Genomic DNA, 16680 nt, shown 5'->3' with positions numbered 1-16680 from the left:
CGCCGTTACCTGCCACCAGGAGTACCAGTTTTGAACTACAAGACAGAAACCGCTAACGGGACCACAAAAGTTGAACTTAGTGGTCGTTTTACATTTGGTGACCATTCCAGTTTTCGCAAACTGATCGAAGAGATCCGCCCGCACGGCTCGGACACCTATGTCCTCGACGTTGCCGGTGTGGAATTCATCGATTCCGCAGGCCTTGGCATGCTGCTGCTTGCCCGTGACGAAGGCGAAAAGACCAACACATCCGTGGTCATTCGCGGCGCACAGGGACAGGTCAAGCGCATGCTTGAAGTCGCCCGCTTCGATACTTTGTTCAAATTGGAAGACTAAGATATGACTGCTGGCAAAGAAAGCCGCACCGCCCATTCGGTCGCCATTGCGCAGTCGCTTGCCCAAAGCGACATTGATGCCCTCCTTGCCAGCAGTGCTCTCTGGGATGCTCCGGATCGTGTTTCAGTCAAAAGCGTTACGGGGCAAACACCCGAAGACTTTTCGCACAACAGGCGGTTTTCGGTATGCTTCCTGCCATCCGGTGTCGGACGGGAATGGCTTGGCGGCCTGACCCGTCTGGACTGCGACACGTTTGTTGAATGTTCATCTGAAATCGATTTCGCCGATCTGGCACCGCTGATCCCGACAAATGGCGGGCGCAGCCATGCGCTTTCGGTCTGTATGTCAACGCGCAGTGCCTATCACCTTCCTGTCGCACGCAAATTCGTGACCGCCCTGCGCCATCGTGGCCTGATCGCTGAAAAAATCGCGGCAACCGTCGAAATGGCGGTTCAGGAAGCCTTTGCCAATTCGCTTATTCACGGCAATCTCGAACTCGATACCAGTGGCCACCTGTCGATGGACAGCTTCACCGAACTGGGCGAAGAAACCAAACGCCGGCTGGCGTCAAGCAAGCATGGCGCACGCGTCATTCTGTTGACCGCACGCCGCAAAAAGAACGGCCATATCGTGATTACCGTCAATGATCAGGGCAATGGCTTTACCCCGCCATCCGATTCCTGCTCAACCGCGGTGGCCGGGCGCAAAACAACATTTGGCCGCGGATTGCCGCTGATCAAAAGCCTGTGCCATTCCGTCAGCTTTTCGCGCAGCGGGCGCAGCATCGAGCTGCAATTTGATCAGGACAAGGCCGACCTTCTGACGACATCGGATATCTTTGTATCCGAACTGGACGGTAATAAAGACCAGGCCCCCGATACCGATATCCGCAACCCGCAAAATGCAACCATTCTGATTGCCGATGACACGATGTTGTCGCGCGAAATCATCGCGTCCTATCTGCGATCTGACGGGTTTACCAATCTGGTCTTTGCCAAGGACGGCGAAGATGCGCTTGATCAGGTCAAAATTCATAATCCCGACCTGATCATCCTTGATATCATCATGCCGAAACTTGATGGTTACGGGGTGTGCAAGGCCATCCGCGCCAATCCGGATTACGCCGAAACCCCGATCATCGCCCAGACCGCTCTTGAAGAAAACGAAGGCCGGACAAGGATATTCGATGATGGCGCGACCGACCTTATCCTTAAGCCGCTTAACAAGGCGGAACTGATCGCGCGCACACGCATTCATCTTGAAAACCGGCTTCTGGTCAAACAGTTGCAAGCCTATCAGGAACGCACGCGTTCTGAACTGACCATGGCGCGCGACATGCAGGAAAACCTCAACCCCACCCCGGAAAACTACCGCGGCACCGGTATTGATTACGGGCTTCGGATCAGTGCGACTTTCCAGATGTCATCGGAACTTGGCGGCGATATGTGGGGATTGATGCCGATCGACGAACACCGGCTTGGTGTCTATATCGTCGATTTTGCCGGACATGGTCTTGGTGCCGCATTGAACACATTCCGGCTGCATTCCCTGATCTGGTCTGATCAGCTCCATGATCGGGAGCCGGGTGAATATCTTGAAAACCTGAACCGCCATCTCAAGGGGCTTTTGCCGATCGGGCAATATGCCACCATGCTCTATGGGATCATCGACCGGGTCGAAAGCAAGTTCACCTATGCCAGTGCGGCCTGCACATCCCCGGTTCTGGGCAACAGCCTGACCGGACAGGCACGGTATCTAGACGGATCGGGTGTCCCGCTTGGCGTGGTGCGCAATGCACGTTACGAAACCCGCGAGGTGCCGTTTACCGGTGCCAATTTCCTGCTGCTTTACAGTGATGCGCTGATTGAAACCACACTTGATGACGGCCAGTTCCTGAGCGAGGAAAAGCTGCTGTCGATGCTGCGTGAAACCATCATTGAAAGTAAGTCGGAAATCGATCTGGCCGCCCAGATTGCCGATCAGTTCATGGACCGCGCCCCGGCCCAGCTTGCCGATGACTTTACCATCGTTTCGTTGCAATCAACGCCAATCCCCTGCGCCATTTGATGCAAGGGACATTCGGGCATCAGGAATGGTAACGCGCCCGTCCAAGCGATGAATGGACCAGATCACCAAACGGTTCGGCGTCATTCCAGACAAACTGGCTGTGATCGACCATCGGTTCGGCCCGGTCACGCATGACGATATCGCGTTTTTTGGCTTCGATGCGTCCGGCAATAACCGTGCGCACCAGATTGGCAAGCCCCTTGCGCGCCCCGGCATGATCGGGCTCAGCCGCAAGAACATTACCCAACTGATCCAAGGCCCGCATTTTGTCCCGGCATCCCAGAAGATCGGCGGCCAATACCCGCAATTCACGGGCATCGGGACGCAAACTGATGGCGATTTCCAGATGTTCAAGCCCGATCTCACGACGGCCGGTCTGGATATAAACCCGGGTCAGTCCCAGATGGGTCGCGGCATCAAGATCATCAATCAGCAACGCCCGCCCGAACGCATTCAGCGCAAGATCACCCAAACCAAGATCAAGCAGAACATGCCCCAAAACGCGCAGCCGCGCCGGTTGGCTTGGCAGACTGTCAATCAGTTGACGCAGACGCGTGCGGATCTCCGGGGCAAGGTCAATCTCCCCCGCGATTGCGATGTCAGATGTCTGCGAAATCTGTGTCTGAGACGACATTGCCAGATGCCCCGTTCTCGCCAAAAACCGGGAACCATCGTCATTTTGGTCTAATGGCAATGATCCCGTTCAGAACAGATTAACGTCATCTGGTTGCGGGAAGATTAACCGAGTCGCACCGATTGCATCGTTTGATGTTTTTTCTGACACAGGCAGGATATTCACGCCCGAAGCGCATCCGAAAGTGCGACCAACCGTGGTTCCCGGTCCGGGCGGGCAAAGAAATAGCCCTGCATCAACCGCCCGCCAAGCGCCATGACCGCATCGCGCTGACTTTCGGTTTCAATACCTTCAAGCACGCAATCGATATCAAGATTGGCACACATATCGACAACGGTTTTAACAATACGGCGGCTGCGTTCGTTATTGGCAAGCGGCGTGATGAAGCTGCGATCGACCTTCAACGCATCAAATTCCAGTTCATGCACATAGCGCAAACTGGAATAGCCGATACCGAAATCATCCAGGGCGACACGTGCCCCATGCTGGCGCAAATAACGGATGCTGGTGCGTGCCGCAGCGAAATCGCGCAGGAATGCGGTTTCGGTAACCTCGAATGTCAACCGTGCGGGATCAATATTCTTGTGCGTGATCTGTTCGATCAGCCATTCAACCGTATCGGACAAAACAATATCGCGGGCTGACAGATTGAACGATACCTGCACATTCCCCGACCAACCCGCCATATCTTCAAGCAGCTTTTCAAACAACACACGGGTCAGGAAACTGACCTGGCCGGTCTTTTCGGCGACCGGGAAAAACGTTGCGGGCGAAACCCGGCCCATTGTTTCGCTGTCCCAGCGTGCCAGGGCCTCGATCGAATTGACCCGGCCGGTCTTGATGTTGAAGACCGGCTGATAATGAAGCGACAATTCCCGCGAAAGATCAGCCTTGCGCAGGGCCTGCTCGATCTGGGAATCATGACGGATCAATGTTTCATGATGGGCTGCAAACAGCACCGGTTCGCCCGGGCAATTTTTCTTGGCGTGATAAAGCGCGAAATCCGCACGTTCGAACAATCCGTTCGAATTGCGCGCCACACTTGGATATGTCGCAAAACCAAGGGATGCGGATACCTGAACCGTGATGTTGCTTAGAACAAATGGACGGTTCAGCGCCTTGCACAGCTCGCAACCTAGTTCGATCAGTTCGATGGCATCGCGGCCTTTGGTCAGAATGACGCCAAATTCATCACCGCCAAGGCGTGCCAGCAATGTTTCATCCCCAAGAATACGGCGCAACCGCATCCCGGCCTGAATAAGCAACTCATCACCGATCGGATGACCATGCACGTCATTGACCGGCTTGAAACCGTCCAGATCAATCATCGCAACGGCGAACTGGTCATTGGGACCGGCCTGCGCGACCGTTTGTTCGAGCATGGCAAAGAAGGCCCGGCGATTGGACAGCCCGGTCAATGCGTCAATCAGCGCAAGCGCCTCATTCTGGCGCGACAGCTCGATCGTTGTCTGGTGCTGATCTTCAAGATCAAGCTGGGTATCGATCAAACCGGCAAAGTTGGAATAAAAACTTCGGATGATCTGAATGATCATCACCGACACCAGCGCCATATTCACCGCAATCGCGACATAGACTTCATTGCCGCTCAGCCCGAAAAACATGACAAAGGTGCCAAGAACGATCACCACCACCAGCATTGCGGCGGGCGGGAAATTGACCAGACAAAAGATGCAGCCAACAACGGTGATCGAAATGAAATAGGCAACATGCCCCTTCTGATACGGGTCGCCATAGCCAAACATCGTGATCGCCCATGCCGTGAAAAGCACGGCGATCGCTGCCGCCAGAACCCGTATTTTGCGCAGATGCCCGATACAGACCGCAATGTCACTGACATCAAGCCCCGCCCGGCTCCATGAAATGGCGCGCATAATGCACACCACCGCAAGAATGCCGATGGCGTAAATGGTCAACCAGTCGGGCGCGACCCCGTAATGGGTGTAGGCCAGCGCAACCGCATTGGCCAGCAGCAACATGTAAAGCACCGGTATCTGCCGCGACAGGGCCCTTACCTGTGCACGGATCAGTTCCGGTTTCTCTGTATGTATTCTGAAGATATCGGCAACACGTTGCCCAAACTCGCCGACTGCCACGGATCAGGAACCTAATACTTTCATTGTCGTAGCAAAATACTACACAGAATTTATATTAGATAACACACCTTGATCGCCAAACTCGCCAAAAGCGCGTATTTATTCCTCAAGTCACCACTTTAAGCAGTTTTGGCTGTACCACACAAACTGCGCACCGACGGGCCCGTTAGCCGCCCTTTCCGGCCGGTTTGACGGTTGACTTGTTTGACGGATTGCTCTTTGCAGTCTTGGGCGGTCTTTTGTCCCTGGCATCCTTGATCGCCCGGGCACGATGGGCCGCGCCAAGTGCCATATGGGCAAACGCCATCAGTTGATCGCCATCCTCGATCCATTCACCGGGCACTTCGAAATAGGACAGTGTCTGCGCGCGTCCTGATGGCACAACGAACGGCGCCATGCCCATGTCATCATATGCCTTGCGGGTTTGTTCATCCCCCTTGAGATAGGCAACATCATCGGCAACGATGGCAAAAAACACCCCGTCGCAATAAAGCCCAAACCCGCCAAACATCCGTTTGATCCGGATCGCGCCCAAAGGCGCAAGGATCTCTGCAAATGTCAGAACAAATTCGTTATCGACCGATGCCATTAAGGATTTCGCCTTCAACACCTTCGGAAATCAGGTAATCGCGCAAAGAACGCCCCGGAACCGGGCGGTATTTGGCGGTTGAAATTTCCATCCCCCTGATACGGTCGGCCCGAAACACCCGGAATGCTTCGCGCAATTCGCACCAGCACGCTAACAGCCAGGTACTGCCAAAAAACAGCATCCCCAACGGCCAGACACGACGTTTGGTCTCGTCGCCCTTGGCATCGGTATAATCAATATCAATCAGATTGCGTTCCCGAATGGCCCGCCTCAGATCAGGCATCGAAATCGAAATCGGTTCCTGTGCAATTTCGGCAACGGCAATCGGCACCCCGCCAATCAGACCGCGCATTTTTTCCGGCAGGACAGCTTCGATCTTGGTCAGGGCATCCCCCGCCGCGCGGGCCATCTGCGGATCGGTCCAGCTTTGCACCATGCGGGCTGCCACCACCAGGGCCTCGATCTCGTCGGCATCAAACATCAAGGGTGGCAAATCATACCCGTCACGCAGGATATAGCCGACACCGGCCTCGCCTTCGACCGGGACACCGGACGCGGCAAGATCGCGAATATCGCGGTAAATCGTACGTTCGGAAACTTCGAGTTCCTCAGCCAAATCACATGCCCGGCACAATTTCCGGCGGCGCAAGATTTGAACAAGGCGAAATAATCGGTCGGCCCTTCTCATGATCGCTCCTTCGTCATCCTGCCCTGAAAATTATCATACCGCTCCTGACAGGCTCCTGTCAGGAGGGATGTGCAACCATTGAGAAATCGGGACAGGATCAAACGCCAATGTCAGGAGCATGACAATGAAAGTTACCAACTCATACCCCATCATCATCACCGACAAATTCACCCAAAGCCGTGCCTTTTACAAAAAGCTTGGCTTTACCCCGGTGTTTGATGGCGACTGGTATTGCCAGCTTGTCTGGTCGGATTTTCCGTCCGTTCAGCTTGGCCTGATGAAACCGGGCCACGAAACCCAGCCGGCCATATTCCATGCCGCCACACTTGGCGAAGGCAGTGTGATATGTCTTGAAGTCGAAGATGCGGGAACTGCCGCCAGCGAACTGCGCGATGCCGGTTTCGAATTCGCCATGGATGTCCGTGACGAACCGTGGGGGCAACGCCATTTTGCCTTGCTTGATCCCAATGGCGTACGCCTTGATATTGCAAGCCAGACCGGGCAAATCGCATCGGAATATGCCCATCACTTCCTTGATGATGCCCAGGCCATTCTGGCCTGATCCCCCTTGCGCCAAACCGTACGACTTGAACGCCCCAAATCAGATCAACGCAAACCAAACCGGCCCGCCGATCAATGGCGGGCCGGTATCATCAGGTCAGTTTTCGGGCAAAATCCGATATCGCACCGGCCGCCTCTAAAATGTTCTGGCTTTGCGTCCGTCCGGAACTTTTGCGCGGCTTGAAATCGTGTTCGCCGTCCTCAACCCAATGCAGCCCGATCGCCTTTGATAAATCATATCCGGCGATCTCGTCGGGTTTGCCAAACGGATCGCGCGTTCCGTGACAAATCAATGCAGGCGTTACAAGGCTGGCCAAATGCTCGGTGCGAAGGTTTTCGGGTTTACCCGGCGGATGGAACGGATATCCAAGGCATACAAGCCCCGCCACGCCAAGATCATCTGCCACCATGCTGGCCATGCGACCGCCCATTGATTTGCCGCCAAGTATCAGGTTTTCCGGCCCGCCAAGCTGGCGAACAACCTCGCCTAAAAACGGCAAAAGAACTTCGGCGCGATCGGGCCCGCGCTTTTTGCCATCCACCCGGCGTTTGGCCATATAGGGAAACTCGAACCGTGCCACCCGCAAACCACCAGCAGCCATTGCCCCCGCCATTTCATTCATGAACGGACTGTCCATCGGCGCCCCGGCACCATGTGCAAGCGCGATGGTCAAACCGGCCTTCTCATCCCCGTCAAACAGAAACGGGATTTCATACGTCGTCATCAGACAATCTCCAGACAGTCATTGCAGACCAGATCACAGAACCACACGGCTGCGATGTGTAACGCTACGTGCAGCTAATTACAGTTGCAGAGATTACCTCTTTTGCAAAAGCTCGATTCCTGAATGATTATAAGGTTATAATTGCCCGCCCCACCCGGTCGGCAAGCCCCTTGTGCCGATATCTGTCAGATCGCGCCACCCGCGATATGCCGATCCTTTTGTTTGCAAAGGCAATCATCGTGTCATCAGAACCGCAACAAACACCCGAAATACCATCAAAAGAACGCCTTGGCCGATTGCCCAAGCCGGTCCAGTGGATGGTGATGGTTTCGGTATCGCTGGTGTTTTCGGTGCTGCTTCATCGCTGGCATGTGCCTGCCGCGCTTTTGGTCGGGCCGATGATTATCGGTATTGTCATGGGAACCAATGGTGCCACCATCACACCGCCGAAATCCCTTTATCTCGGGGCGCAATCCGTGCTCGGCGTGATGATTGGCGGATCAATGACCATCGGCATCCTGACATCCTTTGTCCAGGACTGGCCGCTGATCATCGGGGTCACAACCATAACGCTTCTGGCCAGCAGCTTTCTGGGCTGGATCCTGTGCGTCAAACAGGTTCTGCCGGGAACGGCGGGCATCTGGGGCTCATCCCCCGGGGCAGCATCGGCGATGGTCATCATGGCAGAGGCCTTTGGCGCGGATGCCCGTCTTGTTGCCTTCATGCAATATGTCCGGGTGGTGATCGTGGTTGCCGTGGCATCCAGTGTTGCCAATTTCTGGGTTGATCCCGAAGTCGCCGCCGCCGCGGCACTGGCGCATCAATGGTTCCCGCCGCTTGATGTACCGGGCTTTGCGATCACGCTTGGGCTGGCAGCTATCAGTTGCCTTGTCGGGGAAAAATCGCGCCTGCCGTCGGGCACGCTTCTGATACCGATCATTGTCACCATGATCCTGCATGTCAGCGGCTATATCGATGTCGTGTTGCCCGAATGGTTTCTGGGCCTGACCTATGCGATGATCGGCTGGGTGATCGGGCTTAAATTCACCCCGCCGGTCTTGCGTCACGCCGCCCATGCCTTTCCCAAGGTCTTGTTGTCGATCATCATGCTGATCGGCTTTTGTGCGGGGATTTCCGGTCTTTTGGTGATCTTCATGGATGTTGATCCGCTGACCGCCTATCTGGCGACAAGCCCGGGCGGACTTGACTCGGTCGCCATCATTGCTGCCAGCACCAATGTCGATCTGTCATTCATACTGGTGTTGCAGGCCACGCGGTTTTTCATGGTCCTTGCCTTTGGTGCGCCGCTTGCCCGGCTGGTTGCACGGCGCACCGCCCATCTGACCGGACCCGAAAACGAAAAGGCCTGATGGATCACATCTGCGCAGGCAGATATCAGGTCACATCGTAAGGATCTTGCCGATAAAGCCTTCGACCCGGGTGCGAAGTTCACTTCCCTGGGTTTCAAGATTTGCAGCCGCATCGCTGAGTTCACCGGCAACCGCATCGGCATGGGCGATGGCATTGGTGATTTCTTCGACACTGTCCCCGACCGACCGTGCTTCGGAAACGGCACTGGTTGCCCCCGATGCGACGGAAATACAGATTTCGGCCTGTTCTTCTGTTTGTGCGGCGGTGGTTTCGGATCGCGCCTGCAAGGTATCCATCGCCAGGGCAATCTGATCGATGTCATTGCCGGCCTTGGCAATGGTTTCAAGCATCAGCTCCATCCAGCGCGAAATCTCGTCTGTTGCACTGGCAGATTGCCCGGCAAGGGCCTTGACCTCCTTGGCGACAATCGCAAACCCCTTGCCGGCCTCACCGACGCGCGCAGCTTCGATCGATGCATTAAGACCCAGCATCTTGGTCTGTGCGGCAATCGCCGAAATCGATGACAGCACCTTTTCCGCATCGGCGGCGCGGGCCTGAAGGGTGGCAAATGTTTCGCGCATGTCACGGGCCTGACACCCGATTTCGTGGGTGGTGCGCACGGTTTCGGCCGCCTCGCCGCCAACATGTACCAGTTGGCTTTTCAAAGTTTCCATCTGCTGGGCAACATTTTCAATCCGCTGAAGCGCACTTTGTGCCGCCTGCGCGATCCCCTGATTGCAGTTGCGCGTCTGATCATGGCTGTCGCCCAGAACGTCAAGCGCGCTGCGCACCTGACTGACCGCAGCGCCAAGCATCCCGACCGTGCCCTGAACCTGATTTTCAAAATCCGATGCCAGCTGTTCGCGCGATTTCAAAACTTGTTCACGTTCCAGAATGCGGGCAACCTGCCCGCCGACAAATCCCAGAAGTTCCAGCAATTCATCATCAAGCCGGGCAATGTCGGGGCTGAAAAATTCGATCACGCCTTCTGTGCGACCTGCCAGCTTGACCGGCAGGGCAAAGCATCCCCGAAGCCCGTTTCGCGCCGCAGACGGCGCACGCAGGAAACCATCCTTTTGCGTGACATCCGCAATGCAAACCGCCGTGCCATTGGCCGCGACACTGCCGATCAATCCCTGCCCCAGGGCAAAAACAGTCTGTTCGGACTGGGCCCGGAAATCGGCAATCTTTGCGCCGGAAATTGATGAACTGATTGACCAGATGCCCGCTGATGACAATTCATCACCCGATCGCAAATAGGCATGCCCGATCGGCCATGCACAATAGTCACAAACTGCGGTCAGGATATCGCCAATCGCCTCATTGCGTGCGCTGGCCTCGTCTGCGACCGTGCTGACCTTACGCAGCAAACGCAAAATATCAACCAGTGCAGAACCATCAGGCGCGCGACGGAATTGCGGATCGTTTTCGGGGGAAACAGAACGGATGAAACCGGCAAGCATCTTGAAACTCCGAGGCTGAAACAGTTCGGTCCCCGAACGGAAACCAAACAGGTCATGCAAGCCTCGTTGCCTGCCAATCATCGAAATGTCCGGGCGCCATTGCCCGGTCACAAGGGAATATTAGCGTACTATTGCACACGCGAAAAGAACATTTCGCGCGTGCAATACAATCAATCATTTAGGCCGGACGAAAGGTGCTTTGCCACGCCATCTGGTGTATGAAACAACCGATCAGGGCTTGGCGGACCTAAACCCTGACCTTGCGAAAGACACCCGATGCGATCATCACACCAAGGATCACCAGCACCACGGCAAGTGCCAGCGCAAGGTTGCCCTGCTCACCCAGCAGGATCACACCGCCAAGTGCTGTCAGAGCCGGCGTCATCGCCCCGAATGCCGACGCACCGGTCGATCCGATATGACGCACGGCAAGGCCATAGGTAATCACCGCAACGCAACCGGCCAAAAGCCCCTGTGCGGTCAACAGCATCATGACATCGCCAACCGGTGCATCGGCAAGCGTGGTGCCGGTAAAGACCGCAATGATGGCCATGATCACAAAGGACCAGAAACCGACAAAGGCCGCGGCTTCAAGCGCGCCAAGACCACTTTGGCGCATGGCATGGGTGTAGCACGCCCACATGAACGCCCCGGCAGAAACAAGGCCATAGCCCAGCAACATGTCACTGCTGACCTCACCGGCCGGTTTAAGCGCCACAAGCGACAAGACCCCGACAATCACCGCACCATACCCGGTCAAACGTAGCTTGCCCGGACGTTCGCCAAACATCACAACAGCAATCAGAACCGCCCAGACCGCCATCACACCGGGCAACAAAATGCCCACATGGCTTGCCGGAACGAATTGCAGCGCACTGGCAACCATCAGCGTGTAAAACGCCCCCGACCCGACCAGCATCAAAAGACCGTTGGCAATCGAAAGCCCCTTGGGCCAGATGCCTTTTTTCAGCCAGATCGGGGCAAGCAGAACGAACGGCACCACAAAGCGCAAAAGACCAATATCCACAGCTGTAAAGCTTGATGTCATGGCATAACGGGTCGCAATAAGCCAACCGGCCCAGATACAAACCGTCGCCAAGGCAGATGTCACACCGACAAGTCGGCTTTCCGTCGCACTGGTGGCACGAAGCGCGGAAGTTTCAGACATAACAGGTTATCCGATAAAGGGTTGATTTTGCCCGAATCAGACCATGCCGCGCCCAATACGGCAACCCCTTTGACCGGAGGTCAGCTATGCGCGGCAAAATCCATGAAAAAACGGCGCAAGGTTGCCCCTGCGCCGTTTTTGATTTTCCCGATGGCCGGATCGAAATCAGATGCCGAATTCGGCAAAGAAATCATTGCCCTTGTCATCAATAACGATGAAGGCCGGGAAGTCTTCGACTTCGATCTTCCAGACGGCTTCCATGCCAAGTTCCGGATATTCGTGAACTTCGACCTTCTTGATGCAATCCTGTGCCAGACGCGCAGCCGGACCACCGATCGAACCAAGATAGAAACCGCCATATTTCGCACAGGCGTCCTTGACGGCCTTCGAACGGTTGCCCTTTGCCAGCATCACGAACGAACCGCCAGCGGCCTGGAACTGCTCGACATAGGCATCCATACGACCGGCCGTGGTCGGGCCGAACGAACCCGAAGGCATGCCTTCCGGGGTTTTTGCCGGACCGGCATAATAAACCGGATGGTTTTTGAGGTATTCGGGCATCTCTTCACCGGCATCAAGGCGTTCCTTGATTTTGGCGTGCGCGATGTCACGGGCCACAATCACGGTCCCGGTCAGCGACAGGCGCGTTTTGACCGAATATTGCGAAAGTTGCTTGCGGATTTCATCCATCGGACGGTTCAGGTCAACCTTGACCACTTCGTCATCAAGATGCTCGTCCGTGACCTGCGGAAGGTATTTCGCCGGATCATGTTCGAGATCCTCGATAAAGATACCGTCCTTGGTGATCTTGCCGAGAATCTGACGGTCGGCAGAGCACGAAACACCCAGACCAACCGGGCAGCTTGCCCCGTGGCGCGGCAGACGGATCACACGCACATCGTGGCAGAAATACTTGCCGCCAAACTGTGCGCCGATGCCCATTTCGCGGGTCATCTCAAGAACCTTCTGTTCCCATTCAAGGTCACGATAGGCCTGACCATGCTCGCCACCTTCGGTCGGAAGGTTGTCGTAATAGCGCGCTGACGCCATTTTCACGGTCTTAAGGCAGGCTTCCGCCGACGTACCGCCAATAACGATGGCAAGGTGATAAGGCGGGCAAGCAGACGTCCCAAGGGTACGGATTTTCTCGTCAAGGAATTTGCGCAGGCTTTCCGGGTTCAGAAGCGCCTTGGTCTGCTGGAACAGGAAGGTCTTGTTGGCAGACCCGCCGCCCTTTGCCATGAACATGAATTTATATTCATCGCCCTTGGTCGCATAAAGATCGATCTGTGCCGGAAGGTTCGACCCGGTGTTCTTTTCTTCGAACATGTTGATCGGGGAAACCTGTGAAAAGCGCAGGTTATGTTTCTGATAGGCCTGCCAGATACCCTTGGACAGTGCTTCTTCATCCGAACCATCGGTGATGACCTTGCCACCCCGTTTGCCCATGACGATTGCCGTTCCGGTATCCTGACACATCGGCAACACACCGCCCGAGGCAATGGATGCGTTTTTCAGAAGATCCATCGCAACGAACTTGTCGTTCGGGGTGGCTTCTTCGTCATCAAGGATTTTGCGAAGCTGTTCAAGATGGCCCGGACGCAAAAGGTGCGAACAATCGAAAAACGCCTGAAGGGTCAGTTTTTCAATCGCTTCGGGTTCAACCTTCAAATAGGTCTCGCCATTGACGTCAACGGTGGAAACACCCTCATCGCCGATCTTGCGGTACGGGGTCGTGTCCTTCCCCTGATCGAACATGGGTTTATAGACAAAATCACTCATGGAAGGCTCTCGTCTCTCTCAAAACAAGGTGGGATTGTTTTTTTCGATAATTGACGCGGAACATAGCGCCTCGACAAAGAAATTTCCACGTTCTTTGCCCTTATATGCGTTTTTTGCCCGCAAATACGCAGTTCTGCGGATAAGCAAAGCCTGTTATTGGGCGTCTATTGCCTGTAAACGATCATTCTGATAGCGCGCTGATTGATCCTGCCCTATACATTACCCGTTCTAAAAGTGCATCAAGGTTGCGCACCCACAATCGGGTGCGTTTTTTGTTTCAGGTTTGCCCATGCTTTCCCAGATTTTGATTATCCTGCCGATTTTTGCACTGATCCTGACAGGATGGATCGCGCGCAAAGGCGGTGCCCTTGGTCCGACCGCCACGCGCGAAATCAACCGGCTTGTGGTCTATTTTGCCCTGCCCGCCCTGTTGTTTGACATCATGGCAAAGGCCGAACCCCATGAAATCTGGCAACCTGACTTCATTCTGGCTTTTGGTTTCGGCTGTGGCGTGGTTTTCATACTGACCATCATCATGCGGATTGCCAGCGGCCATCATCTGGTCGATGCGGTGATTGACGGCCTTAGCACCAGTTACGCCAATGCCGGTTTCCTTGGCTTCCCGCTTGTTCTGGCCCTGATTGGTGAAAGCGGTCTGGCCGCAACCCTGATTGCCACCATCCTGACCGCCTGTGTGCTGTTTGCCATTGCCATCATCCTGATCGAATTTGGCCTGCAACAGGAAACCAGCCGTTTTGACATCATTCTCAAGACCCTCAAGGCACTGGTCAAAAACCCGCTTCTGATTGCGCCGACCCTTGGCACAGTGGTGATGCTTTCCCCTTGGGAAATTCCCGGCCCGGTCGATGTTTATCTGGAACTTGTTGGCGGGGCGGCCGCCCCGTGCGCACTGATTGCACTTGGACTGTTTCTGGCTGATCGCACCGCCAATCAGAAGCACGAAAAATGGAGCACCACGGGGATTTTCGTGATCCTCAAACTGGTTGTCCAACCGGCCCTGACCTGGGTGATGGCAGTGCCGGTTCTTGGCCTGCCGGGCCACATGGCCCATCTTGCGGTCCTGCTTGCAGCCCTTCCGACCGGGACCGGGCCCTTCATGCTGGCCGAATTTTATAACCGCGAAAGTGTTCTGACCGGGCGCATGATCCTGATCACCACCATCCTGTCGGTTGGCACTCTTTCGGCCTATTTGGCGATTGCCTGACCGCAATTGAAAACGGGTCCGACACATTGGTGTCAGACCCGTGATCAATGTTCCGGCCATGCGCCCAAAGGCGGGCTGGTTTTATTTCTTGCGGAACGCGTCCAGTGCGATGACCTCACCGGTTTCGCCCGCATCGGGTTTGGATTTTTTGCGCGATGATTTTGACGGTTCAGCCACCAGCGTCGGTGCCGCTTCTTCGTCATCCATCAGATCGGCATCCAGATCATCATCTTCTTCAAAGTCGAAATCATCGTCATCCATTTCTTCTTCGACGCTGAAGGTCAGCATGAAGTTGGCAGACGGATCGACAAAGGCCAGCATCGCATCAAAAGGCACGACCACAGTGGTCGGCATGCCATCGAAGCTCATTCCAACCGAGAAATGGTCATCTTCGGACTTCAGATCCCAGAACCGGTGCTGCAACACCACCGTGATGTTGTCGGGATGCGCTTTGCGCTGACTTTCAGGCAGTGCAACACCGGGATGGTTGGTCTGGAAAGTGATATAGTAGTGATGCTCGCCGAAAAGGCCTTCTTCAGCCACGCGCGCAAGAATATCTTTCACCACGCCGCGCAGCGCCTGGTCGACCATAAGATCGTAACGGAATTCTTCCGGTTTCTGCATCAGTAATCCTGTATCTGGCGGGATACCGGTGCTTTCCGGCAAATCCCGTCATTGTCATATAGCATCTCTGCACGCCAATTGCATCTTGGAGTGCCTTATACTGACTCTATTCATAACGAAGCGGGGAATAAATACAAGAGTGGGGCGTTCTGTTGCTAGGTGCCCCGTCCCCCACCAGATTACCGCTCCCGGCAACCGGAATTTCGCTTTGGTGCTAGTACCGCTTAGGCGGCAACAGCAACCGGAGCATTGTTGTCGTTTGCATTTACAAACATTGGCCCGATGCGGTGGTACCATGCCGAGCGCCCACATTGACTTTTACTGCTCACGTCGATCCTATTTCGGCCCCACGAAGATTGTCTGAGTCGGACAACCGATAAATTTGGTGGAGCCGCCGGGTACCGCCCCCGGGTCCGTAAAGCCTATTCTGTCACGCAGTTTAGCGCCGTAGTCGGGTTGCCCCGACAGCCCCTATATAGGTCAAACCGGGTCCTTTTCACAAGGGGATTTGGGAAATCTTTTTTTTCATTCGAACGGAACATTCCGATATCCGGGCAATGCCGGATTGCCGATTTTGCCCACCATCAAACACGGCGGAACGTATCGGGATAATCGATCACCAGCCCGGCCTCATCGATTTCAAGCTCTGCCGAGAAATTGCGAAACAGCCCTTCATAGCGATAACGACGCCCCGGAATCAGACAGCTGTAACGTTGCGCTGCACGCGACGGAAGAAAATCACCCTCGATCTGACTTGGAAGCGGCACATAGGCTGCCGAAATATCGCACGCCTCCCCCGCAGGCAGTTGCAATCGCCGGATCGGAAGCATGTTTGTTGCTGGCGTGATGCCGATATCCACATCAAAACAGCCCGTCAGAGCCGGCAAATCCCGATCAGCCAGACAGTCAAACCAGTTTCCCTTGCCGTCAGATGTGACATGCATATGCGCCCCGCCGACATAGCTTACCCGGACTTCGCGCGTTGCATATGACGCGTCGGTCACAACAAGGTACGATCCGCCATACTGGCCTTCACGCGTCCCAATCACCACACCCTCAAGCTTGATCCCGTCGGCGTCGGTTTGGCAGACACAATGTTCAAGCCCCTTTCCGTCCCAATCAACCCACTGAACTTCCGTTCGCATATGACCGACACTCCCTGCGTTAAACGCGCCAAAATTTCATGCGATCAAGTATAGCCACACGGGGTGAATTTGCGCGATCTCTCCTGACAGGAACCGTCAGCAGGGGCGTGTTTAAAACGCGATATCAAAGGGGACACTGCGTTGCTTGCCGATGACCGCCGACCTGACTATGCTGCCCCAAAGACGAT

At 55.2% G+C, this 16680-nt stretch carries 15 protein-coding genes and 1 other RNA gene; 5 read left to right on the top strand and 11 right to left on the bottom strand.

The genetic code is table 11. The features are described 5' to 3' along the window. Nucleotides 1–30: 30 nt before the first annotated feature. Nucleotides 31–336, top strand: coding sequence for an STAS domain-containing protein (locus SIB88_RS08785; RefSeq protein WP_068517097.1), 306 nt, complete (start codon nucleotides 31–33; stop codon nucleotides 334–336). A gap of 3 nt (nucleotides 337–339) precedes the next feature. Next, the gene (locus SIB88_RS08780; RefSeq protein WP_101247873.1) at nucleotides 340–2403 is read left to right on the top strand and encodes a SpoIIE family protein phosphatase; all 2064 of its coding nucleotides are present in this window, start codon (nucleotides 340–342) and stop codon (nucleotides 2401–2403) included. Between the two features lie 19 nt (nucleotides 2404–2422). On the opposite strand, the gene SIB88_RS08775 is transcribed toward SIB88_RS08780, so the two are convergent. From SIB88_RS08775 to SIB88_RS08760, 4 genes are all read right to left on the bottom strand, one after another. Further along, entirely contained in the window at nucleotides 2423–3037 is a 615-nt protein-coding gene (locus SIB88_RS08775; RefSeq protein ID WP_412557887.1) for a hypothetical protein, read from the bottom strand. Nucleotides 3038–3198: 161 nt separating this feature from the next. Further along, nucleotides 3199–5151 (bottom strand): putative bifunctional diguanylate cyclase/phosphodiesterase, encoded by a 1953-nt coding sequence (locus SIB88_RS08770; protein ID WP_412557886.1) that lies wholly within the window; start codon nucleotides 5149–5151, stop codon nucleotides 3199–3201. A 166-nt stretch (nucleotides 5152–5317) separates the two neighbouring features. Continuing rightward, nucleotides 5318–5740: a TfoX/Sxy family protein gene (locus SIB88_RS08765; protein WP_412557885.1), complete on the bottom strand. Its 423-nt coding sequence runs from the start codon at nucleotides 5738–5740 to the stop codon at nucleotides 5318–5320. After that, nucleotides 5724–6428 (bottom strand): helix-turn-helix transcriptional regulator, encoded by a 705-nt coding sequence (locus SIB88_RS08760; RefSeq protein ID WP_068517093.1) that lies wholly within the window; start codon nucleotides 6426–6428, stop codon nucleotides 5724–5726. Before SIB88_RS08760 ends, SIB88_RS08765 begins: the two co-directional genes overlap by 17 nt. A 124-nt stretch (nucleotides 6429–6552) precedes the next feature. Here SIB88_RS08760 and SIB88_RS08755 point away from each other — a divergent pair, with 124 nt between their 5' ends. Next, nucleotides 6553–6990 (top strand): VOC family protein, encoded by a 438-nt coding sequence (locus SIB88_RS08755; protein ID WP_412557884.1) that lies wholly within the window; start codon nucleotides 6553–6555, stop codon nucleotides 6988–6990. Nucleotides 6991–7081: 91 nt separating this feature from the next. On the opposite strand, the gene SIB88_RS08750 is transcribed toward SIB88_RS08755, so the two are convergent. After that, a complete protein-coding gene (locus SIB88_RS08750) occupies nucleotides 7082–7714 on the bottom strand; it encodes an alpha/beta family hydrolase (RefSeq protein WP_412557883.1) in 633 nt (210 codons plus the stop codon). 239 nt (nucleotides 7715–7953) lie between these two features. On the opposite strand from SIB88_RS08750, the gene SIB88_RS08745 reads away from it, so the two are divergent. Further along, entirely contained in the window at nucleotides 7954–9084 is a 1131-nt protein-coding gene (locus tag SIB88_RS08745) for an AbrB family transcriptional regulator (RefSeq protein WP_412557882.1), read from the top strand. A gap of 30 nt (nucleotides 9085–9114) precedes the next feature. Here SIB88_RS08745 and SIB88_RS08740 read toward each other — a convergent pair whose 3' ends face one another. The 3 genes from SIB88_RS08740 to SIB88_RS08730 form a co-directional block, all read right to left on the bottom strand. Further along, entirely contained in the window at nucleotides 9115–10548 is a 1434-nt protein-coding gene (locus SIB88_RS08740) for a methyl-accepting chemotaxis protein (RefSeq protein ID WP_412557881.1), read from the bottom strand. Between the two features lie 247 nt (nucleotides 10549–10795). Next, nucleotides 10796–11716 carry a DMT family transporter gene (locus SIB88_RS08735; protein WP_206927212.1) on the bottom strand — a complete coding sequence of 307 codons (921 nt, stop codon included), beginning with the start codon at nucleotides 11714–11716 and terminating at the stop codon, nucleotides 10796–10798. A gap of 165 nt (nucleotides 11717–11881) precedes the next feature. Continuing rightward, nucleotides 11882–13498: a fumarate hydratase gene (locus tag SIB88_RS08730; RefSeq protein WP_068517088.1), complete on the bottom strand. Its 1617-nt coding sequence runs from the start codon at nucleotides 13496–13498 to the stop codon at nucleotides 11882–11884. A 289-nt stretch (nucleotides 13499–13787) separates the two neighbouring features. Here SIB88_RS08730 and SIB88_RS08725 point away from each other — a divergent pair, with 289 nt between their 5' ends. Beyond that, nucleotides 13788–14723 carry an AEC family transporter gene (locus SIB88_RS08725; protein ID WP_412557880.1) on the top strand — a complete coding sequence of 312 codons (936 nt, stop codon included), beginning with the start codon at nucleotides 13788–13790 and terminating at the stop codon, nucleotides 14721–14723. 81 nt (nucleotides 14724–14804) lie between these two features. On the opposite strand, the gene SIB88_RS08720 is transcribed toward SIB88_RS08725, so the two are convergent. From SIB88_RS08720 to SIB88_RS08710, 3 genes are all read right to left on the bottom strand, one after another. Beyond that, entirely contained in the window at nucleotides 14805–15347 is a 543-nt protein-coding gene (locus tag SIB88_RS08720) for an SspB family protein (RefSeq protein WP_068517086.1), read from the bottom strand. A 138-nt stretch (nucleotides 15348–15485) separates the two neighbouring features. Beyond that, nucleotides 15486–15852, bottom strand: a transfer-messenger RNA (tmRNA) gene (ssrA, locus tag SIB88_RS08715). A gap of 79 nt (nucleotides 15853–15931) precedes the next feature. Beyond that, nucleotides 15932–16492, bottom strand: a complete 561-nt coding sequence (locus tag SIB88_RS08710) for a putative glycolipid-binding domain-containing protein (RefSeq protein ID WP_287466445.1) — start codon at nucleotides 16490–16492, stop codon at nucleotides 15932–15934. Nucleotides 16493–16680 lie beyond the last annotated feature (188 nt).

This window comes from Thalassospira sp. MIT121401 (assembly GCF_047125595.1).
Lineage (GTDB): Bacteria > Pseudomonadota > Alphaproteobacteria > Rhodospirillales > Thalassospiraceae > Thalassospira > Thalassospira povalilytica.
The sequence above is the reverse complement of the archived record's forward strand: the minus strand, read 5'-3'. Positions and strand labels throughout refer to the sequence as shown.